The following is a 21,906-nucleotide window of genomic DNA, read 5'->3' on the forward strand; positions in this document are numbered from 1 at the left end:
CCACACTGTTGATGCGAATGGTGCATGGATCAGGATCGGGTCGCGCGGGCGGCCAGCGCGTGGTTCATCGCGACGAACTGGGGCTCGATGGTGCCGGAGAGCATGGAGCGGGTGAAGGGGACGGCCGCGCCGCGGAACGTCTCCTGCTGGATCAGCCGGGTGTGGCCGTCGGGCAGCGCCTCGAGGCGGAACGAGTGCTCACCGTCGAAGATGCCGCCGAAGCCGACCTTGCCGATCCAGCGCAGTTCCTTGCCCGGCTCGACCACGAGCAGCTTGGGCGAGAAGGTGAGCTCCTTGCCGTCGGTGTCGCGCAGGACGTTGGTGATGGTCCCGCCGGCCGTCAGGTCACCGGTGGAGGACACGATGAACGGGTTCCACTCCGGGTACGCCTGCCGGTCCGCGAGCACCTTCCAGACCTGCTCCGGTGGCGCGGCGATGTCGAGCTCGGTGTGCAGCACGAACGGCCGGACGATCGTGTAGACGGTGTACCCGGCGAACAGGACGACAAGGGTGCCGAGGGCAACCAGGATCTTACGGCGCTTCTTCATGACTTCTCCGGATCAGGTCCGAGGGTGCTGTGGACCAGCTCCCTCACGTAGGCGGAATCGATCGGCTCACCCGTGACGAGGAGCCGGTAGTACAGCGGCCCGACCAACTGGTCGACCAGTACGGCGGGAGAGGCGTGCCCGGGGACTAGACCGTCCGCCTGGGCCTGCCCGATGACCGCGGTGACAGCCGCGTGCCGCTCACCCCACAGGGCACGGACACTCTCACCGACCCGCGGCTCCCGAGCCGCGGCCGCGGCCAGATCGGCGATCAGGGTCGTCGGTACGGCGCTCAGCGTCGTGGCGATGCCCGTCACCAGCTCGGTGAGATCGCGGCGCGGGTCGCCGCTCGGCTCGAACGGCACGGCAGCGCGTAGGCCGGTGATCATCGCGATCACCAGTTCGGCCTTGGACGGCCAGCGGCGGTAGAGCGTCGTCTTCGCCACGCCGGCCCGGTCCGCGACCCGGTCGACCGATAGGCCGTCGTACCCACCGGCTCGCATCTCGGCCATGGCGGCCTCGAGCACGCGTGCCTCGACGCCGGCATCCCTCGGTCGTCCTCTCACCATTTCTCCATTTTCGCTACTGCGGTATCGAAAAACAAGGCTGACATCGCTTGTCAGTGATTGGTGGCAGCGTCGGGCGGGTGATCAGATCGCACAGACTGCTGCTGCCCGCAGCCTTCATCACTTCCCTGGGGAACAACATCCAACTGATCGGCGCCGCGCTGCTGCTCGTCCGGGCGCAGGGGTCGATGCTCGACGTCGGCTGGCTGTTCATCGCCGTCGCCGTGCCGCAGGCGGTGTTGTCGCCGTACTTCGGCCGGCTGGCGGATCGGCTCGACCGGCGGTTGCTGTGGATCGGTTGCGACGTCGTCAGCGCGGTCGCGGCGCTGGGTCTGCCGATCGGGCTGGCCGTCGGCGCGCCGCAGCAGGCCGTCGTGTACGCGAGCAACTTCGCGCTGGCCGTGGTGGCCGCGCTGTTCATGCCGGTGAGCGCCGCGCTGGTGCGGGAGCGAGTGCCGGCGCCGGAGTTGCGCCGCTTCAACGGGCACTACGAGATCGCGTTGCAGAGCGGGATGTTGCTGTCGGCATCGGTCGGCGGATTCGCCTTGCAGTACTTCGGTTCCACACCGCTGTTCGTGTTCAACGGGATCACGTTCGTTGCCTCGGCGCTGCTTGTTGTTGCCGTCGGCGCCCGTCGCCGGCGGACCGGGACGGTGGTCGAGACGCCGTCGGTGACCAAGCGAGTGGTGGTCAGGTTGCCGGTCGGAGCGCTGGCATTGCTCTACGGTCAGGGGCTGGTGGTGGTGACGGTGTTCAACGCGCTGCTGCCCGTCCTGATTGTCGGTGAGTGGCATCGCGGTGCGGCTGTGGTCGGTGTCGTGGACGCCCTCGGGGGTGCCGGGTTCCTACTCGCCGCGATGGCCTACCGGCGTTCCGCCGTACGGCTGGGTGATCTGCGGGTCGCGCTGATCGGGTTCGTCGGGTGCAACGCGTTGCTTGTGCTGCAGCCGCTGTTCGGTGTTGGTGCGCTGATGGGACTCGTGCTCGTCGGCGCGTTCGTGTTCGGCCAGGCCAGGATCGCGACGCGTCTGCTGCTGATGACGTCGGTGGACGAGTCCCAGGTCGGGCGCGCGTTCGGTGTCGCCAACGGCTACGGTCTGGCCACGACGGTCGTCGTCATGCTGGTCACGTCCGCGATCACGGACCGCACCAGCACGCACTACGGCTTCGCGGCGCTCGCGGGCATCAGCCTCGCCGCCGCGGTGCTCGCCGTCGTCTGGATCCGCAGGGCGAGCCGCCGGGCCGGATCTGACAGAGCTTATATAAGTGCTGTTACGATGTAGGGCATGGACGATCCGACCGAACAGAGTCAGTGGCGTGGCCTGTACCAGTTGCAGGCCCGGATGGATGCCGAGATCGCGCGCATCTACACCGAGCGGCAGATCAAGGGCCTGAAGCCGACCTACGTGATGGAGCTGCTGCGGCTGCAGGCCAAGGGGCCGATGACGATCACCGAGCTGGCCGAGTCGGTCGGCCGTACGCATTCGGCCCTCAGTCAGAAGGTGTCCGCGATGCGCACCGCGGGTCTGGTGCGAACCGTGCCGGGGACCGACGCTCGCAGCAAGAAGGTCACGCTGACCGCCAAGTCCAAGGCAATCGTCGAGCTGCTCGCGGCCGAGTGGCGGGCGACGGAGGCGGCGATCACCGAACTGGAGACGGAGATCCCGTATCCGATGACGCAGGTGGTCCGTGACGTCGAGGAGGCGCTGGCGCGGAAGAGCTTCCACGACCGGATCGCGGAGAAGCTGCAGGGACTCGAGGGCGATCCCTCGCCGAAGCGATGATGCGGGCGTTCATCGACCTGCGCCCGCTGCGGGTCTCGCCGGCGTTCCGGCGGCTCTGGGCCGGGCAGATGCTGTCCGCCTTCGGCGGGCAGTTGGCCTTCGTCGCGGTGATGTTCCAGGTGTGGGACGAGACCTCGAGTGCGGCATGGACCGGTGCGGTGGGGTTGTCGAAGGCCCTGCCGTTGATCCTGCTCGGGCTGTTGGCCGGTGCGGCGGTCGACCGGTTCGAGCGGCGGCGGTTCTACCTGATCACCACCACTGGGCAGCTCGTCACGGCGGGCCTGATGGCGAGTCAGTTGATCATCGGTTCGGTGCCTGTCGGCGTACTGCTCGGGCTGGTGGCCGCGCAAGCGGCGTTCGGGGCCGCGAGCGGGCCGGCGGCGCGGACCGTGCTGCCACAGTTGCTGCCGCGCGAGTTGCTCTCCAGTGGCATCGCGCTGAACCGGATCGCCTTCCAGGGGCCGATGTTGATCGGGCCCGCAGTGGGCGGTCTCGTGGTGAGTGCCTGGGGGACCGGGGCCTGCTACCTGATCGACTGTCTCAGCTTCATCGCCGCGTTGTACGGCGTACTCGGTCTGCCGAGACTGCGGGTCGAGGCGGTGGCGCGGGCGGGGTTGCGGGGTGTGCGGGACGGGTTGGCGTTCCTGGTGTCGACGCCGGTGATCCGTGGAGCGTTGATCACTGATCTCGCGGCCACGGTTCTCGCGATGCCGGTCAGCCTGTTCCCGGTGATCAACGCGGAGCGGTTCGGCAACGATCCGCGGACGCTCGGGTTGTTCCTGACCGCGATCGCGGTCGGCGGCGTGGCGGCATCGGTACTGTCCGGTGTGTTCACCCGGCTGCCGCGGCACGGCGTGGTGATGCTGGTCGCCTCCGCCGCCTGGGGGATCGCCCTTCTGCTGTTCGCGTTCGCGCCGACGGCCTGGCTCGCGTTGGTCTTCCTCGCCGTGGCCGGTGCCGCCGACACGGTGTCTGTCGTCTCGCGCAGCACGATCATCCAGTTGCACACGCCGAACGAACTGCTCGGTCGCGTCACCGCGGCGGAACAAATAGTCGGTCAGGCGGGACCGGACCTGGGCAACCTCCGCGGCGGTGTGGTCGCCCAGTTGACGTCACCGGTGGCCTCGCTCGCGTCCGGCGCCATTCTCTGTGTCGTCGCGGTCGCGGCGGTGGCGGCCAGTACTCCGGGCCTCCGGCAACCGGCGCCCGAAGAGCAGCTGGCGCCCGACGAGCAACTGGCCGACTAGGCCGGCGGGGTGAGCGCGACGGTGCGGAAGCCGGCGTTGCCCATCGACGACTCCGGGGTGTTCGACGAGCGGGCCGAGTTGCGGTAGCGGTTGCAGTACGAGTCGTGGCACAGGTACGAGCCGCCGCGCATCACCCGGGCGGCACCGAGGGATGGGCCGCGCGGGTCCTCGCCCGGGGTGAACTTGTAGTACCGCGGGCCGAACCAGTCCGCGCACCATTCCCACACGTTCCCGACCGTCTGCCACAGGCCGTAGCCGTTCGGCGTGAAGGTGCGGACCGGCGCGGTCGTCAGGTAGCCGTCCTCGAGATCGTTGCGTTCCGGGAACACGCCCTGCCAGATGTTGCAGCGCCACTCGCCGTCAGGCCCGATCAGCTCATCGCCCCACGGGTACCGGGCACCCTCGAGCCCGCCGCGGGACGCGTACTCCCACTCGGCCTCCGACGGCAGCCGCCGCCCGGCCCACGAGCAGTACGCGACCGCGTCGTTCCAGCTCACATGGACGACCGGGTGGTCGTCGAGCCCGTCCAGATCCGACAACGACCCACCCGGATGACGCCAGTCGGCGCCGCGCACCCCAGCCCACCACGGCGTACCCGAGGCCGGACCCATGAACTCCGCCGGCTCGGTCTTCAAGGCCAGATGGAACACCGCCGAGAAGCCGAACGTCTCGGCTTCCGTCCGGTACCCGGTCGCCTCGACGAAGCGCTCGAAGTCCTGGTTGGTCACGCTCGTCGCATCGATGCTGAACGGCTGGAGCTGCACCTGGTGGACAGGCACCTCGCCATCGCCGGCGTTGCCGTCGCCGGTCCCGTCACCCATCGCGAACTCGCCACCCGCCAGCGCCACCTGCTCGACCTCATGCCGCCCGGGCTCGGCGGCCGGTACGGGAGGCGGCGCCGAGATCCCCACCACCGGGCGGGACGGCGCACAACAGGACGGATGTTCCTCGCTCATACCAGCCAGGATAGGTTTAGCGCCCTTCTCGCAGTCAGCCCAGGCTGGGCGGACCCTGCTCGATGCGGCGCAGGACCGGGTCCAGACGGTAGAAGTCGGTGCCGCCGAGGAGCTGGCGCTCGTCCCACCAGGTCGCACCGGCCTCGGCCAGCGGCTCGATCAGCGCGCGGGACCGCGCCGGGTCCGCCGGGCTGATCCCGCCGACGATGACGTCGTACGGCGTGGTCGCGCCGGCGCCCTGGTCGCGGAGAAACGCCATCAGCTCGCGCACCTCCTCGACCGGCGGAGCCTCGCCGTGGTTGGCGCTGCGGAACAGCGGTACGGCGCCGTCCCAGCGGGCGGCGCGGCGCATCGGAGCCTTGCGCGGCCAGTACCCGGCGAGCCAGACCGGCGGCCGCGGCGTCTGAACCGTTGCCGGGAGCAACGTGACGTCATCGACCCGGTAGTGCTCGCCCTGGTGGTTCACAGTCTCGCCGGACCAGTACCGGGCGAGTACGTCGAGTCCCTCGTCGAGTCGCGCGGCCAGCACCTTCGGATCGGTCTCGTCGCCGAAGCTGCCGAACTCGTCGTCGATCGGCCCGCCGAGGCCGGCGCCGAAGATGACTCGGCCGCCGCTCATCCCGTCGAGCGTCGCGACCTGCCGCGCCAGCTGTTCGGGCCGTCGCCGCGCGATCGGCGTCACCAGCGGACCGAGCTTGATCCGCGACGTCGCCAGCGCGGCCGCGGTCAGCAGCATCCACGGGTCCCCGAAGGGCTGGCCTTTCCGCCGTTCCTTGCTGTGGACGACGTGGTCCCAGAGGAAGAGTCCGTCCCAGCCGGCCTCCTCGGCCGCGGCGGCCACCCGCGCGACCGTGTGGGCGTCGGCGAAGTCGCCGAAGTTCGGAATGTTGATCGAGAAGCGCACGATCGCATCCTCACTCATCGAGTCGTAGTTCGACGAACGGAATAGTGTCGCCGGGCAGCAGGTACGTCTCCACTTCGACGAATCCGTGCGCCTTGGCGAACCGCAGCCCGTCCTCGTTGCTGGCCAGGATGTGCGTCTCGATGCCGTCACTACCCAGCTCACGGGCGCGCTCGAGGCAGCGCTGATAGATCGCCTCGCCGAACCCACGCCGCCGGTACGCCGGGAGTACTCGGGCGATCACAGTCGCGGCAGCCGTCTCCTCCGACGGTGGTCGCACAGTCGAGTTGCCCACCAGCAGATCGCCGTCGTACGCGACCTCGAGCACGTGTCGCGTCACCCGGCCCCGCACGTCGTCGACCGACAGCGGCGCCGTCGGGATGATCTCGTTGTGCACCCGCTGCCAGTCCAGCAACGTGTCATCGTCACTCACCGACACGATCCGCAGCTCAGCCATCGCCCCAGCGTAGTAGCGTCCCTCTCGTGCGCATCTTGTTCGTGGGGAACAGCTTCACGTCGCGGAACAACCTGCCCGGACTGCTCAAGGGCCTGGCCGGGGCGCGGGGGATCGATATCCAGCACAAACTGATCTCCGCCGGTGGTGCGTCGTTGCGGCAGCATCTGAACGCCGGAAAGGCGCTCGAGGCGATCGCCGGTGGGTCGTTCGACACCGTCGTACTGCAGGAGCAGAGCACGTTGCCGGTCAAGAGTCCGGCGCGGATGCGGGACAGCGTGCGGGACTTCGACGCGGCGATCAAGGAAGCCGGTGCGCGGACCGCGCTCTACCTGACGTGGGCCCGGCGGAACGCTCCCGAAGCGCAGGAGGCGCTGACTTCGGCGTACGCCGGAAGTGCGGTGGAGCTCGGTGCGACCCTCGTCCCGGTCGGCATGGTGTGGGAACGCTTCCTCAGCACCCACGACGAACCCGCCCTGCACGACGCGGACAACAGTCACCCCGCGCTCGCCGGGAGCTACCTCGCGGCCTGCGTGTTTCTCATCGCCCTGCTGAACGAGGACCCGGTGGGCGTCGACGTACCGGTGAAGGGTCTCGACGCGGACACCGCCGCGCTTCTTCGCCAATCCGCCTGGGACATCTGCGAGTCCCTTGCCGGCTGACTACTGAGGAATGGAGTCCGGCATGCCCGTCCCCGCCGTCGTCCCCCGGTTCCGGGGTGACGCGAAGATCGAGTGGACCGACCACGAGTACCGCGAACCGGGTGCCGGTGAGTTGCGGCTGCGGATCGCCGCGAACGCCATCTGTGGCACCGACCGGCACGAGTACTACGACGGCAGCCCGATCGTCCCCGGCCACGAGGCCGCCGGCATCGTCGCCGACGCCGGTCCCGGGACGACGACCGCGCCGGGCACCCGGGGCGTCGTCTACCTGATGGACTTCTGCGGCGAGTGCCGCAGCTGCCGGGTCGGCGCGACCAACCAGTGCTTCGCCAAGCGCGGCGACGTCGGCCAGAACACCGACGGCGGCTACGGCCCGTACGCCGTCGTGCACGAGAGCAACTTCTTCCCGATCGGCGACGAGCTCGACCTGGCGACCGCGACCATGCTGCTCGACGTGATGGGTACCAGTTCGCACGCGCTCGGCCGGGCCCAGCGGATCCGCCCCGACATCGAGAGCATCTTCGTCGCGGGAGCCGGCCCGATCGGTCTCGGCCTGCTGGTGATGGCGAAGGTCCGGTTCGGCACCGACTTCCCGGTGTTCGTCTCCGACGTCAGCAACTGGCGGCGCACGTTCGCCGAGAGCCTCGGTGCGGTCAGCTTCGCGGCGGACGACCGGGACGGCATCATCGCCGCGGGCGCCGACATGAGCTTCGACTCGTCCGGTCGGCAGGCGGCGCGCGAGCTCGCACTCGCCGCGAGCAGCCGCCGGGGCGGACTGATCTGTGTCGGTCACGGCGAGGGGTTGTCGCTCGACGTGTCGCGCGATCTGATCGCGCCCGAGCGAGCGGTCATGGGGAGCGAGTACTTCCGGTACGACGAACTTCCCGAGAACCTCGAACTCCTCCGAGCGCAGACGGACTACATCGGCAAGGTCATCACCCATCGTCTGCCCGTGAGCGAGTTGAGCAACGCGTTCGAGCTGTTCTTCTCCGGTCAGACCGGCAAGGTCGTCATCACCCAGGAGATCGGATGACGGTGCGCGTTGCGGTGGTCGGTGCCGGGGGCTGGGGCCGGCAGCACGCCCGGATCTTCTCCGGCCGGAGCGACTGTGAGCTGGTCGCGATCGCGGCGCGGACCCCGTCGAGTGCGGCCGAACGGGCGGCGGAGTACCAGACGGCGCCGTACACGGATCTCGGCGCGATGGTCAAGGAGACGCGGCCGGACCTGGTCACGGTCTGCCTGCCCAACGAGGGGCATTTCGAGCCGACACTCGCGCTGATCGACGCGGGCGCGAACCTGCTGGTCGAGAAGCCGCTGGTGTTCGACCTGGCCGAGGCCGACGAGCTCCTGCGGCGGGCCGAGGACCGCGGGATCTTCTTCGGGATCAACTTCAACCACCGGTACGCCGAGCCCGTCGTCCGCGCGCAGCGGGCGATCCAGGACGGCGTACTCGGCGAACTGCTCTTTCTCACCTGGCGGTTCGGCGGCGAGGCGAACTACGGGGAGTCGCCGCACGCGAACCTGATCGAGACGCAGTGCCACGGGTTCGACATGCTCGAGCATCTCGGTGGGCCGATCCGGTCGATCGCCGCGCAGATGACTCGCAAGACGTACGGGGCGTACAGCACGGTGGCGTTGGCGCTCGGGTTCGAGAACGATGCCGTCGGCACCATTCTCGGCAGCTACGACTCGTCGTACGCCTATCCGGACAGCCAGCTGATCGAGATCAACGGCACCGCGGGCCGTCTCACGATCCACGACACGGTACGGCGTCTCGCGCTGTCCCGGGCCGGGGACGAGACGAGCAGTGTGTGGGAAGCGGGCTACTTCAACGACGAGGCCCGCTCGTTCCACTCCACCTTCGACCGTCACGTCGACCACATCATCACCGCCCTCCAGACCGGCGCCCCACCCCCCATCCCCGCCACCGCCGGCCGCCGAGCCCTCCAACTGGCCCAAACCGCCATAGCCTCCTACGAGCGCGGAACCCGAGTAGACACAGAAGAATTCGCCCCGGCCTGAACCCGGGAGGGATGCCCAGACACCCCTCCCGTCGACCGGAACGCTCAGGCGAAGAGGTCGGCCAGTAGTTCTGGGCTGAGGGTTATGGGGGTGGGGCGGTAGGTGGGGGGTTGGGTGCCGGTCAGTTCGCGGACCAGGAAGTCCCAGGAGCGCTTGCGGACGTAGGCGAGGCAGTCGATCAGGGTGTGCTCGGCCCCGGGGACGACGAGCAGTTCGAAGTCCTTGTCTGCGGCAACGAGTCGGTCGGCCAGTCGCAGCGTGTGGTGCGGGTGGACCTGGTCGTCCATCTCGCCGTGGATGAGCAGGAGCTTGCCGGCCAACCGGTCCGCGATGTCCACGTTCGAGGCAGCAGCCCAAGCGTCGGGGTTGTCGGCTCCGTCGTACGTCTCCGCGAAGCCCAGGTTGAAGTAGCGGAGGTCGTGCGAGCCGGACATGGCGACGCCGGCCTTGTACACCTCGGGGAAGTCCAGCATCGCCCGCGCAGCCGCGAACCCGCCCCCGGAGTGACCGAACACGCCCACTCGGTCCAGGTCCATCCACGGCCGGGTCTCGGCCAACTGCTGCAGCGCCGCGACATGGTCGGCCAGCGAGCCCGCGTCGGCCACGTGACCGTACGAGGCATCGTGGAAGGACTTGCTCCGCCCAGGAGTGCCGCGGCCGTCCAGCGCGATCACCACGAAGCCGAGCGCCGCGAGCGGTTCCGCGTCGAGGCCCATCCCACCGGGGTCGAAGCCCGGCGCGACCCGGTTGACCTGCGGGCCCGGATAGAGGGTGTCCACCACCGGATACCGCTGCGCGTGATCGAATCCCCGCGGCTGGTACAGCACGCCGTAGATGTCCGTCACTCCGTCGGCCGCCTTCACGCGGAACCGTTCGGGCGCCGTCCAGCCGGTGGCGATGAGCTTGCCGATATCGGCGCGCTCCAGCTCGACCACCACCCGCCCGGTCCAGTCGACGACGCGCGACACTGGTGCGACGTCAACGGTGGACGCGGAGTCAATGAAGTACGCCGGGTTGGCCACCGGCGTGACGACGTGGTCCAGCTCGTCGTCGGTGACCTTGGCGAAGCCGGTGCCATCCAGACCGACGCGGCACACCGTACGCCGGTACGGATCGTCGTCAACCAGCCCGGACGCAACGAAGTACACCACGCGCTCGGCCTCGTCGACGCGCAGGATCTGCCGCACCGCCCAGTGCCCGGAGGTGACCTGCCCCAGCAGTTCGCCGGTGTGCAGGTCGAACCGGTACAGGTGGCCCCAGCCGTCTCGCTGCGAGTACCACAGCACCTCGTCGGCCAGCACCTGCACGATCGGTGGCTCGAACAGCCACTGGTTGGGTTCGACCCTGCTGTCCCCGGTCTCGCTGACCACAGTGGTGACCTCGCCGGTGGTCGGGTCCAGCCGGTACAGAGTGAGCGTGCGCAGGTCGCGGGGCCGGTCGAGGTAGTACACCGCCGAGCCGTTCGGAGCCCACCACGCCCACTTGGCCATGATCGGCGACACCTGCGGCATCAGGAGCGGCGCGGTCTGTGCGCGGACCACGGTGCCCTCGGCAGGGTCCAGTACGACCAGCTCGGCCTGCGGCATGTGCTCGTCGCCGGGGTACGCGTACCGCTGGGTGTGCAGGACCGGTGCGCTGCCGTCGGCGGGCCTGGCCTCCACGAGGTGGGTCTGCCGGACGTTGCGCTCATCGGTCCGGTGCGCCAACACCTTCGTCGAGTCCGGCGACCAGGCCACCGCAGGCGGCATGTACGGCAGACCGATCTTGCGCAGCAGGGTGCTGTTGCCGGTGCTGGCCGGGCCGGCGCCGTACTGGTAGTCGGGCTCGCCGTCGGTGGTCAGCGCCCACTCGCGCCCGTCGGACAGCGAGCGCGCCCACAGGTCGTGCCCCCTCCGGGAAACCGCGACCTTGTTGTCCGGCGATGGGACCTCCAGCGGGTTGCCCGGCGGCGTGAACTCCGCCCGCTCGCAGGTGTAGGTGTCCAGGCTGCAGCGCCAGTACTCGCCGAACGCGTCGAACTCGACGGCGTTTCCTGCGAGTGCGATGCCCATGAACGGAAGGGACTCAGGGTCGACCTCTTGCCCGGAGGCGGCGGTCAGCGCGGCGGCGATGCGAGCGTGGTCGAAGGCCGGTTCGCGAGTGCCCGCCGGCGGGTCGACCAGGACGAACCGCTTGCCGGCGCCGGTGCTCACGGCGTACCAGAACCGGGCGCCTCCGTCGATCCACTGCGGCCTGACCTTGTCGCCGACGACGAGCTCGCCGGGGCGGGCGGGTCGGCGGAGGAGCTGCTCGGCGGCTTGGTAGTCCTGCGTGGTGGTCATTCTCTGGGTTCCTTGTCGGTGATCGGTGCGCTTCAGAGGCTGTGGGCGGTGATGTCGCCCTGGGTGGTGGTGGCGTGGATGGTCAGGTCGGTCGCGTCGCCGGTGTTCTTGAGCGAGTTCTGGATCCGGCCGACGGTGGTGCCGGCGTCCAGCGAGGCGGAGACTCCGGCGGCGGTACCGACCGACACGTTGCCGACCTGGGTGCGTAGTACGACGTCGCCGCGCACTGCCTCGGCGATCGTGATGTCGCCCTTCGCGGTGGTGATCTCGGCGGAGCCGTTCAGACGGCCGACCGAGACGTCACCGGCTTGGGTGGCCAGGCGGAGGCTCGCGGCCTCGTCGATCTTGATCGCGCCGTGCGAGCTGTCGTAGGCGACGTCGCCGAGGCGTCCGACGCCGCGGAACTCGGCGCTGGCCGCCTTGGCCTCGATGCCGGAGCCCGCGGGGAGCTGGACGGTCACCTCGATGGACCCGGAGCTGCCGAGGATCTGGGTGGTCGTCGGGGCCTCGATCCGCAGTACGCCGTCGGCGTACTCGACCGTGGTCTGCTCCGCGAGCTTCACGTCGCGGCTCTTCGAGGCGTTCGACGGCCGGACGTCGACCGTGGTGTCGGAACGGTCGGCGGCGATGAACTGAAGGCGTCCTGCCGGGATGTCGAGGACGGTGGAGATCGTTGTGGGGGTGTCGAACTTCTGCATCGTGCTGTCCTCCTGGACCAGTGGTTTCTGACACCGGAAACGCTACGTTGCGTTTGAGGATCTGGCAACGCAATCGTTGCGCAGAATCGACATCCGCGCAGGTCAGAACACGAATTTCGTTGCAACAGTTGTGGTTTTAATGCAACGCTCAAATGCCTAGATCGTTGCATTGGAAGGAGAGTGAACGCTATTGTTTCGGCGTCAGCGAAACCTGGAGGGAGATCGCGATGCCGGGAGGCAGGCTCACCCAGCAACACCGCCAGCAGATCGCGCTGGGGCTGGCCGACGGGCTCGCCTACGCGGAGATCGCCAGGCGTCTCGACCGCCCGACCTCGACGATCACGCGTGAGGTGATGCGAAACGGCGGTCCGACCGCCTACCGTGCCGACCTGGCCCACCGCGCCACCGAACGCCGCGCCCACCAGCGCAGGCAGACCGCTCCACGCGGGCAGCAGGCGCCTCCGCAGGGCCACGGACGTGATGCCGAGGCGGTGCGTGAGTACGAGGAGGCGTTCACCACTCTCGTCATGCAATCCGGCCTGCCGAAGATGATGTCGCGGGTGCTGACGGCCCTCACCATCGCGGACGAGGGCAGCCTCACCGCGTCCGAGCTCGCCCAGCGTCTCCAGGTCAGCCCGGCATCGGTCTCCAAGGCGAGCGCGTTCCTGGAGAGTCAGGGGCTGATCCGCCGGGAACGCGACGAACGCCGCCGCGAGCGGTACGTCGTCGACGCCGACGTCTGGTACCAGTCGATGATCGCCAGCGCCCGCTCTCACGCCCGGCTCGCCGAGACCGCACGGCAGGGCGTCAGCGTCCTCGGCTCAGGCACCCCCGCTGCCGGCCGCCTCGAGAACATCGCCCGCTTCGTCGACTTCGTCGGCGAAAGCATCGCCCGAGCCGCGGAGCAAGCCCGCGAAATCCTCTACTCGACCCCGGAAGCACCCACACGGGTGGGCTCAGGTCGCGTCGTGGAAGACGAGGCCGAGGGTGTGGCGGTGGCCGGTGTGGATGGGGGACACGCCGTGGCGGACGGGGGAGGCGGACCAGCCTCGAGTTGAGGCGACCGGGCGGTCTCGGGTGGTGAAAACGAGGCCGTGGCCTTGGGGGATGAGGGTCGCCGTACCGCGGGATTGGGCGCGCGGGCGTTGCTCGACCAGGAGGAACTCGCCGCCGGTGTGGTCGACGCCTGGGTCGTTGAGGTTGATCACGACCTGCAGCGGGAAGACCTTGTCGCCGTACAGGTCGCGGTGCAGCGCGTTCCAGTCGCCCGGGCCGTAGCGCAGCAGGATCGGCGTCGGCCGCGTCTGCCCGGCCTGGTGGCACATCTCGAGCCACTCGTCCAACGTGTCCGGCCACTCCGCGTCCCGCCCGAGCTTGCCGTACCAATCCCTTGCTATCGGCAACAACCGCGGATACAGCGCCTGCCGCAACGCCTCCACCGCCTCGGGGAACGGCCGGTCGAAGTACCGGTACTGCCCCTCGCCGAACCGATGCCGCGCCATGTCGATCGTGGCCCGGAACCGCTGTACGTCGTCGTACAGTCGCGCGATCCCGGTCGCCTCCGCGGGCGTCAGCAGCCGCGGCAGCAACGCACACCCGAGATCGTTCACCCCGGCGGTCACCGCGTCCCAGTCCGCCTTGGCCACTCGCTGTGCATATTTGTCGGTCATAGGGATGGAACGGATCAGACCGCCGGAGTGTGAGTCGCAGCAAGCAGGACGTCGAGCAGGTCCGCCATGCTCCGGGCACTCGTGACCTCGAGGTCCGGGACCGGGTTGGCGGCGGTGTCCTCGCTGTGGAACAGCACAGGACGGAAGCCGGCGGCGGAGGCGGCCGCGAGGTTGGTCGGCCGATCGTCGACCAGAACCGTACTCCCCGCTTCGACCCCCGGATGTGCGAGCACGGCGTCGTACGCCGCAGGCGAGGGTTTGCGGGCACCGATCTCGGAGCTGACGAACCAGTGGTCGACGTACGGCTCGAGCCCGAAACGCCTGCGCAAGTGGGCGGACCACGGCCCGGCGTCGTTGGTCAGCACCAGCACAGTCACGTCGGCTGTACGGAGCGACCGCAGCGTGTCGACCGTGCCGACGGTCAACTGATGGCGGCCGCAGTACTCGATATCGGAGGCCGTGTGTCCGACACCGAGCGCCGCCCAGAACTCCTCCGTCGGCAACTCTCCGAGTGTGCAGCGCCGGTACAGCCGGCGGATCTCGTCCTCGCTCGCCGTGCACCCGAGGTCGCGAAGGTAAGGGATCAGTACGCCGCTCACCACGTTCCCGTGCCGGTACAGAACGCCCATGGCGTCGAGGACGACGACTCGTGCGGCCACTACTTGAGGACCTTGAAGCGGAAGTTCATGCGTTCCTCGGTGAGGACCTCGAGCTTGGTGGGCTCGACGCCGGGGCTGTCGTAGAAGCGCACGCCTTCGCCGAGGAGGACGGGGACGATGTGGAGGACGATCTGGTCGACGAGGCCGGCGTCCAGGCTCAGGCGTGGAACGGTTCCGCCGGTGACCACCAGGTTCTTGCCGTTCGCCGCCTTCAGGCCGTCGGCGACCACGTCGCGGATGTCGCCGGACACGTAGGTGAACTCCGGGATCGGATTGGTCGCCGGGTCCTTGCGCGTGTAGACCAGGACCGCTCCGCTCCACGCACCGCCGTACGGCCGGTTCTCGCCGACGCGGTCGATGCGGCGCCCGCCGCACAGGAACGCGCCGGTGGTGGCGATCACCTCGGCCGCCAGTTCGGACGGCTCGGTCCCGCCGAAACTCCAGTCGAGGTTGTCGTCGCGGTCTCCGATGAAACCGTCGAGGGACATGGTCATGTGCCAGACAACTGTGCCGGTCATGGTGATCTCCTTTCGACTACGCACCACCCTGCCGGGACGGGAAGTATGCGTCCAATGCCAATGCGAGCCCGGAATCATAGATACGATCGATCTATGCTCGATCTCGTCCGGCTGCGCGTGCTGGCCGCGGTCGCCGCGCACGGTTCGGTCACCGCGGCGGCCGAGGCGCTGCACTACACCCAGCCCACTGTCAGTCATCACCTCTCCCGGCTGGAGGCCGCGACCGGCGCGAAGCTGGTCCAGAAGGCCGGCCGGGGCATCCGCCTCACGCCCGAAGGCGAGCTGCTCGCCCGTCGCGCCGCGGAGATCATCGGTCGGGTCGACGCCGCCGACGCCGAACTGGCCGAACGGATCGGACTGCAGACCGGCCGGGTCCGGGTGGGCTCGTTCAGTTCGGCGCTCAGCGTGCTCGTTCCACCGGCCGCGGCCGAGATCGGCCGCCGGTACCCGAACATCGAACTCGAGCTCGCCGACGCGCACCCCGTCGTCGCGCACCAGCAGCTGCGCGAGGGGGTGATCGACCTCGCGATCGTCTTCCGGTACGACGAGGCCACGCCGGACGACGGCATCCGCTACACCTACCTCCTCGACGACCCGGTGTACCTGCTCAGCAGCCGGAGCGGGGAGACGCTCGCCGACCACCGGGACTCGGCCTGGATCGCGGGCTGCGTGAACTGCCGGCGGGAGCTTCTCGGCCACTGCGCCGAGGCGGGGTTCACGCCACGGATCGCCTACACCAGCGACGACATCGTCGTGGAGCAGGCGTTCGTCGCCGCCGGGCTCGGGGTCACGACCATGCCGGGTATGGCGTTGCGGTCACATCTCGCCGAGGGCGTACACGCCACCGAGCTGCCCGTCGTACGCCGGATCTACCTCGCGACGTACGGCGATCCGCCGGACCCGCCGGCCACCGCGGCGTTCATCGAAGCACTGCGCAACGTCACGCCGCCGGGGCCGGTTGGAAGCACGGCGTGATGGGCACCAGGAGCACATGCTGGAGCGTGTCGGGCTGCGGTACAGCCAGATCTGGCGGGCAGCCGCAGGGCTGCTGGCCGCCATCGGCGTCATCGCGTCACTTGTCTTCGTGTCACCGGCGACCAATCTGGCCGCCTTACTGATCTCGACCATGACGGTCGGCGCGGTCTATGTCAGCTTCGGGCTGGCGCGCGAGTTGCCGGCCGCGGAGCTGATCCGCGCGGCGCCACGCTGGGCCGGGCTCGGTGGGCTGTTGGTCCTGGCCATCTGCGGGTACGCCGCGGCAGTGGGAGCCGAGACGCTGGTCCTGCTAGCACTCCTGGTCGCCACATCGCCGCCGATCGTCGTACGAATCTGGCCGATGCCGAAACTGGCGCGGGAACCGGAAACGGGGCGGTATCCCGAAGTAGAGTCGATCGACGAGGCAACGATCGTGCAGCTGGATGTCGTACAGCCCACGGTGCGCGACCTGACCGACGAAGAGCTCTGCCTGGCATGGCGGCGGAGCTTCAAGCAACTGCAGAGTTCGACCGGGCGCGAGCTGCGACTCGGGGTGGCCGACGTCCGCCGGGCGTATCTGGACGAGCTCGAGCGACGGCAGCCCGAGGCGTTCGCCGCCTGGCTCGCTTCCGGTCCGCGCGCGGCCGGCGATCCGGCCAGGTTCTTCACGCATCGCGCCGAGCACTGACCGCAGACCTGGGGGAGCGGGGTCGAACTGTGGGAGCGGTTCTCGTTCTACGGCATCCAGGGCATCCTGCTCATCTACCTGTACTACCCCGCCGACCAGGGCGGACTCGGTATCAGCGAGACGACCGCCACCAGCATCGTCGGTGCGTACGGCGGTCTCGTCTACCTGTCCACGATCCTCGGGGCCTGGCTCGCGGACCGGGTGTTCGGTTCGGAACGAACCCTGTTCTATGCCGCGGTCGTGGTGATGCTCGGCGCGGTGAAGCCGATCCGGCGGCTCATGAACGGCGTGCACTGAACGCCGTCCGCAGGTCGGCTCCGATGAGCTCCACCGCGTGTCGGCCGGCGGACAGTACGGCGGGGAAGTTCAGGAACGCATGCATGGTGTCGGCATACTCGACCAACCGGTTGGGTACGCCGTCCTGGGCGAGACGAGTCGCATAGTTACGGGCGTCGTCCCGGAGCGGATCACACCCTGCCCCGAGCAGGAGCGCGGGCGGTAAGCCTGCCAGCGTTTCAGCACGCAGCGGTACGGCGGTCGCCGGCAACTCGCCGTCCGGGAAGTACTGCTGTGCGGACCACCGGTCGGCGGCGATGCTGAGGAACGTGCCGTCGAAGAGGCGCACCGACTCGGTGTCCTGGTCGTGGTCGAGGCTGGGGTAGCACAGGATCTGCCGGTCGGGGAGTGGCTGGCCGTCGTCCCGTGCAAGCAGGCAAGCACCAGCGGCAAGCGCGGCGCCCGCGCTCTGACCGCCGACCGCGATCCGGCCGTCACCGTTGAGGTCGGCGGTGTGATCGCGCAACCAGCCCAAGGTGTCGCGGACGTCGTGGAGCCCTGCAGGGAAAGGATCTTCGGGTGCGAGGCGATAGTTGAGTGAAACAACGATGACGTTGCCTGCGGCAGCGATCCCGGAGGTCGCGTACTCGATGTCACGCAGGTCGCCGCCGATGAACCCGCCGCCGTGCAACCACAACAGCACGGGCCTCGGCCCGGCCGCGAAGCGATAGATCCGCGCTTGCAGTGTGCGCCCGGGAAGGTCGATGGTGACGTCGTCGGCACTGGTGCGTTGGTCTCGCTCGCCGGCCAGCTCTGGGTCGGGGAGCTCCTGCCGATCGAGCAGCAGCGCCTGGTACGGATCGAGCTCGGGACCGGCCGGTTCGGCAGCGAAGCGCTCGAGCAGTGCGTCGGTCTCGGCTTTGAATGCGGGCAGATCCACGATCTCGATGCCCTCGGCAATGGTACTCACGCCGGCACCGCCGCCGGGGTGAGGTGACGAGCCGCATGCGCGAAGAGGAAACCGTCCGGGGTGGTGCAGACATACTCGGCCAAAGCACCGATACCGCCGCCGAACCCACCGCCAGTCGAAGGATCCGCCCACGAGGCCTCGTCGTACTGCTCGATCTCGGCGAGGAGCGCCGCGCCGACGCTGTGGAAGCGGTGCAGGAGCAGGTCGGAGGGGATGTGCCGGCCAGCCTCGACGCCGCCGACGTTGAGGGCGCTGCCGATCTCCGCCGTCTCCCACCGCCGGTCGAGGCTCCAGTGCAGCCGCCCGGCCTTGGCGTCGCAGAGCACGGCGAGGTTGATCTCGTCCCACATCAGAACGTGTGCGGTCAGGTCGTGCAGTGAATCGCAGAAGTGTCCGAGCGGCCCGGCAGTCACTCGGTACGGCGCCCGCAGTTCGGCCTCGCTCAGTCCGTCGATCCGATCCAGTAACAACCGCTGGTCCGCACGAATCAATCGCGCGGCTTCAGCCGGCGATGTTGTCGGTGTACGCATGCGTTCAGCCAAGCAGGACGGACGACGCACGCCGCGTGGATTGAGCAAAGTCCTCAATCCACGCAGCTTCCGGTCGGCTACTGCTCGACGTGCGCGCGGAGGCGGCTGGGACGGTCGCCCGGCTGCGTTGGCGTGGTGTAGACCGCGAAGAACAGCAGGCTCAGCGTGACGCCGTAGATCGCGACCGCGGCGGCCAGAGCACTGGTCATGGTCAGGCCGATCAGGACGAAGGACCAGACTCCGGCGGCCAGGGCGACGTACCGCCGCCATCCGTCCCACAGCCCCGATCGCAGGATGGACACCCCGGCGACAGTCAGGCCGACCGCGGTCAGTACCGCGCCGAAGGCGAACGTCCCTCCGACGATCTGCGGCCCGGTGTCGTCGGCGCGCTGGTCCGCGAACGGGATCGACGCCAACTCCGCCAGGAGCAGAACGAAGGTTCCGATCACCGCCAGCGTCGTTCCGGTCCGTGCCGCGCGCCGGCTGACGCTCCGGGCGACTGCGATCATTCCGAGCAGCACCAGCAGGTGGAACCCGGCGTACACGATCGATACCGGCGCCAGCGCGTCGCTCCACCAGGGGTAGCTCCACATGGTGTCCGGTACGTCGGACGTGGGCTTGATGACTGCCTCCACCGCGATGCCGGCCACCGTCGTCAGGACGGCACCGGCCAGCCCTGCCGCCGCGAACGGGCGGATCACTGACTTGTCCATGATTCCCACCTCTCGAAGGAGTTCCGATGCTTCGACGCTAGGAATCGACCTGCCTCCCGCGCATCGGCGCCAGTACGCGAGCCGCTGCGCGGATCCGCGTCAGTGCCAGCACTGTTGGCGGGACCGCCGTGCGCTGCCACGATGGTGGCGTGGGTGCCCGGCGCGGCCGGCTGTTGCCGGCGCTGCTGTTCGGTACGACCGTGATCGTGGAGATCACCGCGGTCGTCCTGTCCTGGCGCCTCGAACCCGTCTACGACACGCTCGTGTACGCCGTGTTCGGCCTCACCACCGTCGGTGTCGGCGCGGTCATCGCCCGGCGCCGGCCGGAGAACCCGATCGGCTGGCTGTTCTGCGGATTCGGTCTGCTGAACGCGGTCGCGGCGGATCTCGCCCAGGGCTGGGGTTTGCGGGCCGCGGCCGAGGGCTGGCCGGGTGGGGCCATCGGCGACGGGATCGCCGCGATCAACTGGTTGCCCAGCGGATACGGCTGGACACTCACCTTCCTGCTGTTCCCGACCGGCCGGCTGCTGAGTCCGCGCTGGCGTTACGTCGCATGGCTCGGGGCGGCCGGTCTCGTGCTCAGTGGGCTCGGCTGGTCGCTGAGCCCGGACCGCGGCCGTGATTTCGCCACCGGCCGCAACCCGTGGGCGACCGACTCGTTGCCGACCGGCGTCTTCCTTGCCGTCGGAATGCCACTCTTCATCGGCTCGCTGCTCGCAGCGGCCGGATCGCTGGCGGTTCGCTTCCGGCGTTCCAGCGGTACGGAACGCCAGCAGCTCAAATGGTTCGCGCTGGCCGCGGGCGTGGCCGGCATCGTCCTGCCGATCACGTTCGTGCTCTGGTACGTCACCCCGTTGGCCGGAGTCCTCGCCGCGCTGGTGCTGTCCGCGCTGCCGCTTGCCGCCGGGGCGGCGATCCTGCGCTACCGCCTCTACGACATCGATCTGTTCATCAGCCGAACGGTCGCGTACGTCGTACTCACGGTTCTGCTGGCTGCGACGTACCTGGTGGTGATCGTTGCCCTCGGCACCTTGCTGGGCCGCGGTTCGGCCTGGGCCACGGCGACGGCGACGGTCGTGTGCGCGATGCTGTTCCGGCCGTTGCGCGGACGCCTCCAGGACCTGGTCGACCGCCGCTTCAACCGGTCCCGGTACGACGCCCTGCACCGGATGGCGGACTTCCTCGACGCCGTCCGGTCCGGCCGCCGGGCGCCAGAGGAGGTGCGGACCGTGCTGCGCGAGATCCTCGCCGATCCCGGCCTCGACCTGTTCGTCTTCCTGCCGGAGAGCCGGCGGTACGTCGACCTGGACGGTGCCGACCGCGATGTCGAGGACGGCCGGGCCAGGATCATCCTCGAGCGTGGCGATCAGCGGATCGGCGTCGTACTGCACGACAGTCCCGCCGGCCTCGGGCCGGAGCTGCTCCGCCGGGTCGTCGAAGACAGTGGGCTGGCCGTCGAGATCGCTCGGCTGCGCGCCGAACTGCGGCTGCAGCTGACCGAGGTGAAGGCGTCGCGGGCGCGGATAGTTGCCGCCGGCCACGCCGAGCGCCGCCGGATCGAACGCGATCTGCACGACGGTGCTCAACAGCGGCTGGTGTCCATCGGTCTCGCACTCCGGCACGCGCAACATCAGCTCGGGTCGTCGCCGGCGGCGGCCGGGTCGACCCTCGACGGCGCGGTCGCGGAGGTGAGCGTCGCGATCGACGAGCTGCGCGAGCTCGCCCGCGGTCTGCCGCCAACGCAGCTCGACTCCGGCCTGCGGCCTGCGTGTCAAGACCTCGCACGCCGGGCGCCTTTGCCCGTGATCGTGGAGGTGCCCGCCGAGCGACTCGATGCCGGTGTCGAGGCAGCCGCCTACTTCATCTGCTGTGAAGGTCTCACCAACGCGGTCAAACACGCCGAGGCGACTCGCGTGGCCCTGAGGGCCTGTCGCGACGGCGACCACTTGGTCGTGACGGTCGACGACGACGGCTGCGGCGGCGCAGCGGCCCGGGACGGTACCGGACTCACCGGTCTGGCCGATCGAGTCGCCGCTCTTGGTGGCACCTTCCGCATCCAGAGCCGGTCGGGCGCCGGTACGACCCTCGTCGCGGAACTGCCATGCGGGTCGTGATCGCGGAGGACCAGGTCCTGCTCCGGGAAGGGCTGGCGATGCTCTTCGTCGACGGTGGTCACCAGGTGGTGGAGACCCTCGGAGACGCGGACCGGTTGCTTGCCACGGTGACGTCGTACCGGCCGGATCTTGTCGTGGCGGACATCCGGATGCCCCCGACGTTCAGCGACGAAGGTGCCCGGGCGGCGCAGGAGCTGAAGGCCGCGCACCCGGAGATCGGCGTACTGCTGCTGTCTCAGCACATCGAGACGGCGCACGTGGTCGAGCTCGTGTCCCTCGGCGGGTTCGGGTACCTGCTCAAGGACCGCGTGCTCGACGTCGGGGAGTTCCTCGCCGCGGCGGAACGGGTGGCCCGAGGCGGCTCAGCCCTCGACCCCCAGGTCGTCGCCGGCCTGATCGCCCGCCGCCGTGAGGGCGATCCGCTCACCGCGCTGACCGACCGCGAACGCGAGGTCCTAGAACTGATGGCCGAAGGCCTCACCAACACCGGCATCGCCAAACGCCTGTACCTCAGCGAACGCACCGTCGAAGCCCACGTCCGCCACCTCTTCACCAAACTCTCCCTCCCCGAGACCCAGGACGACAACCGCCGGGTCCTCGCCGTCCTGACCCACCTCGGCGCTTCCCACGAGTAGGT

At 69.2% G+C, this 21,906-nt stretch carries 24 protein-coding genes; 11 read left to right on the plus strand and 13 right to left on the minus strand.

The annotated features are described in order from the left end of the window. Window positions 1-29: 29 nt before the first annotated feature. Both ACIBG5_RS31085 and ACIBG5_RS31090 read right to left on the minus strand, forming a co-directional pair. Window positions 30-548 (minus strand): SRPBCC family protein, encoded by a 519-nt coding sequence (locus tag ACIBG5_RS31085; RefSeq protein WP_396395054.1) that lies wholly within the window; start codon window positions 546-548, stop codon window positions 30-32. Next, entirely contained in the window at window positions 545-1,114 is a 570-nt protein-coding gene (locus ACIBG5_RS31090) for a TetR/AcrR family transcriptional regulator (RefSeq protein WP_360456962.1), read from the minus strand. Before ACIBG5_RS31090 ends, ACIBG5_RS31085 begins: the two co-directional genes overlap by 4 nt. Window positions 1,115-1,191: 77 nt before the next feature. Here ACIBG5_RS31090 and ACIBG5_RS31095 point away from each other — a divergent pair, with 77 nt between their 5' ends. The 3 genes from ACIBG5_RS31095 to ACIBG5_RS31105 are packed head-to-tail and all read left to right on the plus strand — an operon-like array spanning window position 1,192 to window position 4,142. After that, window positions 1,192-2,394, plus strand: coding sequence for an MFS transporter (locus tag ACIBG5_RS31095; RefSeq protein WP_396395055.1), 1,203 nt, complete (start codon window positions 1,192-1,194; stop codon window positions 2,392-2,394). A 3-nt stretch (window positions 2,395-2,397) separates the two neighbouring features. Further along, complete coding sequence (locus ACIBG5_RS31100; protein ID WP_396395056.1) at window positions 2,398-2,895, plus strand: MarR family winged helix-turn-helix transcriptional regulator; 498 nt, start codon at window positions 2,398-2,400, stop codon at window positions 2,893-2,895. Continuing rightward, window positions 2,892-4,142 (plus strand): MFS transporter, encoded by a 1,251-nt coding sequence (locus ACIBG5_RS31105; protein WP_396395057.1) that lies wholly within the window; start codon window positions 2,892-2,894, stop codon window positions 4,140-4,142. Before ACIBG5_RS31100 ends, ACIBG5_RS31105 begins: the two co-directional genes overlap by 4 nt. Here the strand turns inward: ACIBG5_RS31105 and ACIBG5_RS31110 are convergent. From ACIBG5_RS31110 to ACIBG5_RS31120, 3 genes are read right to left on the minus strand one after another with little or no spacing between them, the layout of a single operon-like run. Further along, the gene (locus ACIBG5_RS31110) at window positions 4,139-5,098 is read right to left on the minus strand and encodes a formylglycine-generating enzyme family protein (RefSeq protein WP_396395058.1); all 960 of its coding nucleotides are present in this window, start codon (window positions 5,096-5,098) and stop codon (window positions 4,139-4,141) included. The genes ACIBG5_RS31105 and ACIBG5_RS31110 overlap by 4 nt on opposite strands. A gap of 34 nt (window positions 5,099-5,132) precedes the next feature. Next, window positions 5,133-6,020 (minus strand): LLM class flavin-dependent oxidoreductase, encoded by an 888-nt coding sequence (locus tag ACIBG5_RS31115; protein WP_396395059.1) that lies wholly within the window; start codon window positions 6,018-6,020, stop codon window positions 5,133-5,135. After that, window positions 6,013-6,456: a GNAT family N-acetyltransferase gene (locus tag ACIBG5_RS31120; protein ID WP_396395060.1), complete on the minus strand. Its 444-nt coding sequence runs from the start codon at window positions 6,454-6,456 to the stop codon at window positions 6,013-6,015. Before ACIBG5_RS31120 ends, ACIBG5_RS31115 begins: the two co-directional genes overlap by 8 nt. Window positions 6,457-6,482: 26 nt before the next feature. Between ACIBG5_RS31120 and ACIBG5_RS31125 the strand changes: the two genes are divergently transcribed. From ACIBG5_RS31125 to ACIBG5_RS31135, 3 genes are read left to right on the plus strand one after another with little or no spacing between them, the layout of a single operon-like run. Continuing rightward, entirely contained in the window at window positions 6,483-7,115 is a 633-nt protein-coding gene (locus ACIBG5_RS31125) for a hypothetical protein (RefSeq protein ID WP_396395061.1), read from the plus strand. A 22-nt stretch (window positions 7,116-7,137) separates the two neighbouring features. Further along, the gene (locus ACIBG5_RS31130; RefSeq protein WP_396395062.1) at window positions 7,138-8,148 is read left to right on the plus strand and encodes an alcohol dehydrogenase catalytic domain-containing protein; all 1,011 of its coding nucleotides are present in this window, start codon (window positions 7,138-7,140) and stop codon (window positions 8,146-8,148) included. Next, the gene (locus ACIBG5_RS31135) at window positions 8,145-9,137 is read left to right on the plus strand and encodes a Gfo/Idh/MocA family protein (RefSeq protein ID WP_396395063.1); all 993 of its coding nucleotides are present in this window, start codon (window positions 8,145-8,147) and stop codon (window positions 9,135-9,137) included. The genes ACIBG5_RS31130 and ACIBG5_RS31135 overlap by 4 nt, the downstream gene beginning before the upstream one ends. Window positions 9,138-9,181: 44 nt before the next feature. Here the strand turns inward: ACIBG5_RS31135 and ACIBG5_RS31140 are convergent, their stop codons facing one another. Both ACIBG5_RS31140 and ACIBG5_RS31145 read right to left on the minus strand, forming a co-directional pair. Further along, on the minus strand, window positions 9,182-11,458 hold the full coding sequence (locus ACIBG5_RS31140) for a DPP IV N-terminal domain-containing protein (protein ID WP_396395065.1): 2,277 nt from the start codon (window positions 11,456-11,458) through the stop codon (window positions 9,182-9,184). A gap of 32 nt (window positions 11,459-11,490) precedes the next feature. Then, on the minus strand, window positions 11,491-12,156 hold the full coding sequence (locus tag ACIBG5_RS31145) for a hypothetical protein (RefSeq protein ID WP_396395066.1): 666 nt from the start codon (window positions 12,154-12,156) through the stop codon (window positions 11,491-11,493). Window positions 12,157-12,383: 227 nt separating this feature from the next. Between ACIBG5_RS31145 and ACIBG5_RS31150 the strand changes: the two genes are divergently transcribed. After that, a complete protein-coding gene (locus tag ACIBG5_RS31150; protein ID WP_396395067.1) occupies window positions 12,384-13,214 on the plus strand; it encodes a helix-turn-helix domain-containing protein in 831 nt (276 codons plus the stop codon). Here the strand turns inward: ACIBG5_RS31150 and ACIBG5_RS31155 are convergent. From ACIBG5_RS31155 to ACIBG5_RS31165, 3 genes are read right to left on the minus strand one after another with little or no spacing between them, the layout of a single operon-like run. Next, window positions 13,113-13,826, minus strand: coding sequence for a 2OG-Fe(II) oxygenase (locus ACIBG5_RS31155; protein ID WP_360452452.1), 714 nt, complete (start codon window positions 13,824-13,826; stop codon window positions 13,113-13,115). The two genes, ACIBG5_RS31150 and ACIBG5_RS31155, sit on opposite strands and share 102 nt — an antisense overlap. Before the next feature lie 14 nt (window positions 13,827-13,840). Next, window positions 13,841-14,485: an HAD family hydrolase gene (locus tag ACIBG5_RS31160; RefSeq protein ID WP_396395068.1), complete on the minus strand. Its 645-nt coding sequence runs from the start codon at window positions 14,483-14,485 to the stop codon at window positions 13,841-13,843. Then, window positions 14,485-15,003: a dihydrofolate reductase family protein gene (locus tag ACIBG5_RS31165; RefSeq protein WP_396395069.1), complete on the minus strand. Its 519-nt coding sequence runs from the start codon at window positions 15,001-15,003 to the stop codon at window positions 14,485-14,487. The genes ACIBG5_RS31160 and ACIBG5_RS31165 overlap by 1 nt, the downstream gene beginning before the upstream one ends. 93 nt (window positions 15,004-15,096) lie before the next feature. Between ACIBG5_RS31165 and ACIBG5_RS31170 the strand changes: the two genes are divergently transcribed. Both ACIBG5_RS31170 and ACIBG5_RS31175 read left to right on the plus strand, forming a co-directional pair. Beyond that, the gene (locus ACIBG5_RS31170; protein ID WP_396395070.1) at window positions 15,097-15,978 is read left to right on the plus strand and encodes a LysR family transcriptional regulator; all 882 of its coding nucleotides are present in this window, start codon (window positions 15,097-15,099) and stop codon (window positions 15,976-15,978) included. Window positions 15,979-15,994: 16 nt separating this feature from the next. Continuing rightward, window positions 15,995-16,666: a hypothetical protein gene (locus tag ACIBG5_RS31175; protein WP_396395071.1), complete on the plus strand. Its 672-nt coding sequence runs from the start codon at window positions 15,995-15,997 to the stop codon at window positions 16,664-16,666. A 277-nt stretch (window positions 16,667-16,943) separates the two neighbouring features. Here the strand turns inward: ACIBG5_RS31175 and ACIBG5_RS31180 are convergent, their stop codons facing one another. The 3 genes from ACIBG5_RS31180 to ACIBG5_RS31190 form a co-directional block, all read right to left on the minus strand. Then, the gene (locus tag ACIBG5_RS31180) at window positions 16,944-17,912 is read right to left on the minus strand and encodes an alpha/beta hydrolase fold domain-containing protein (protein ID WP_396395072.1); all 969 of its coding nucleotides are present in this window, start codon (window positions 17,910-17,912) and stop codon (window positions 16,944-16,946) included. Continuing rightward, window positions 17,909-18,442, minus strand: coding sequence for a hypothetical protein (locus ACIBG5_RS31185; RefSeq protein ID WP_396395073.1), 534 nt, complete (start codon window positions 18,440-18,442; stop codon window positions 17,909-17,911). The genes ACIBG5_RS31180 and ACIBG5_RS31185 overlap by 4 nt, the downstream gene beginning before the upstream one ends. A gap of 77 nt (window positions 18,443-18,519) precedes the next feature. Further along, entirely contained in the window at window positions 18,520-19,155 is a 636-nt protein-coding gene (locus ACIBG5_RS31190; protein WP_396395074.1) for a hypothetical protein, read from the minus strand. 149 nt (window positions 19,156-19,304) lie between these two features. Between ACIBG5_RS31190 and ACIBG5_RS31195 the strand changes: the two genes are divergently transcribed. After that, on the plus strand, window positions 19,305-21,269 hold the full coding sequence (locus ACIBG5_RS31195) for a histidine kinase (protein WP_396395075.1): 1,965 nt from the start codon (window positions 19,305-19,307) through the stop codon (window positions 21,267-21,269). Beyond that, window positions 21,257-21,904: a response regulator transcription factor gene (locus tag ACIBG5_RS31200; RefSeq protein ID WP_396395076.1), complete on the plus strand. Its 648-nt coding sequence runs from the start codon at window positions 21,257-21,259 to the stop codon at window positions 21,902-21,904. Before ACIBG5_RS31195 ends, ACIBG5_RS31200 begins: the two co-directional genes overlap by 13 nt. The last annotated feature ends 2 nt before the right edge of the window (window positions 21,905-21,906 follow it).

The organism is Kribbella sp. NPDC050241 (genome assembly GCF_044459685.1).
Taxonomy (GTDB): Bacteria; Actinomycetota; Actinomycetes; order Propionibacteriales; family Kribbellaceae; genus Kribbella.

Bases quoted from the DNA above. Each gene is read 5' to 3' on its own strand.
- ACIBG5_RS31085 (WP_396395054.1), bottom strand. From the start codon at position 548: ATGAAGAAGCGCCGTAAGATCCTGGTTGCCCTCGGCACCCTTGTCGTC.
- ACIBG5_RS31090 (WP_360456962.1), bottom strand. From the start codon at position 1,114: ATGGTGAGAGGACGACCGAGGGATGCCGGCGTCGAGGCACGCGTGCTC.
- ACIBG5_RS31100 (WP_396395056.1), top strand. From the start codon at position 2,398: ATGGACGATCCGACCGAACAGAGTCAGTGGCGTGGCCTGTACCAGTTG.
- ACIBG5_RS31105 (WP_396395057.1), top strand. From the start codon at position 2,892: ATGATGCGGGCGTTCATCGACCTGCGCCCGCTGCGGGTCTCGCCGGCG.
- ACIBG5_RS31110 (WP_396395058.1), bottom strand. From the start codon at position 5,098: ATGAGCGAGGAACATCCGTCCTGTTGTGCGCCGTCCCGCCCGGTGGTG.
- ACIBG5_RS31115 (WP_396395059.1), bottom strand. From the start codon at position 6,020: ATGAGTGAGGATGCGATCGTGCGCTTCTCGATCAACATTCCGAACTTC.
- ACIBG5_RS31120 (WP_396395060.1), bottom strand. From the start codon at position 6,456: ATGGCTGAGCTGCGGATCGTGTCGGTGAGTGACGATGACACGTTGCTG.
- ACIBG5_RS31130 (WP_396395062.1), top strand. From the start codon at position 7,138: ATGCCCGTCCCCGCCGTCGTCCCCCGGTTCCGGGGTGACGCGAAGATC.
- ACIBG5_RS31135 (WP_396395063.1), top strand. From the start codon at position 8,145: ATGACGGTGCGCGTTGCGGTGGTCGGTGCCGGGGGCTGGGGCCGGCAG.
- ACIBG5_RS31140 (WP_396395065.1), bottom strand. From the start codon at position 11,458: ATGACCACCACGCAGGACTACCAAGCCGCCGAGCAGCTCCTCCGCCGA.
- ACIBG5_RS31145 (WP_396395066.1), bottom strand. From the start codon at position 12,156: ATGCAGAAGTTCGACACCCCCACAACGATCTCCACCGTCCTCGACATC.
- ACIBG5_RS31150 (WP_396395067.1), top strand. From the start codon at position 12,384: ATGCCGGGAGGCAGGCTCACCCAGCAACACCGCCAGCAGATCGCGCTG.
- ACIBG5_RS31155 (WP_360452452.1), bottom strand. From the start codon at position 13,826: ATGACCGACAAATATGCACAGCGAGTGGCCAAGGCGGACTGGGACGCG.
- ACIBG5_RS31165 (WP_396395069.1), bottom strand. From the start codon at position 15,003: ATGACCGGCACAGTTGTCTGGCACATGACCATGTCCCTCGACGGTTTC.
- ACIBG5_RS31170 (WP_396395070.1), top strand. From the start codon at position 15,097: ATGCTCGATCTCGTCCGGCTGCGCGTGCTGGCCGCGGTCGCCGCGCAC.
- ACIBG5_RS31175 (WP_396395071.1), top strand. From the start codon at position 15,995: ATGCTGGAGCGTGTCGGGCTGCGGTACAGCCAGATCTGGCGGGCAGCC.
- ACIBG5_RS31185 (WP_396395073.1), bottom strand. From the start codon at position 18,442: ATGCGTACACCGACAACATCGCCGGCTGAAGCCGCGCGATTGATTCGT.
- ACIBG5_RS31190 (WP_396395074.1), bottom strand. From the start codon at position 19,155: ATGGACAAGTCAGTGATCCGCCCGTTCGCGGCGGCAGGGCTGGCCGGT.
- ACIBG5_RS31200 (WP_396395076.1), top strand. From the start codon at position 21,257: ATGCGGGTCGTGATCGCGGAGGACCAGGTCCTGCTCCGGGAAGGGCTG.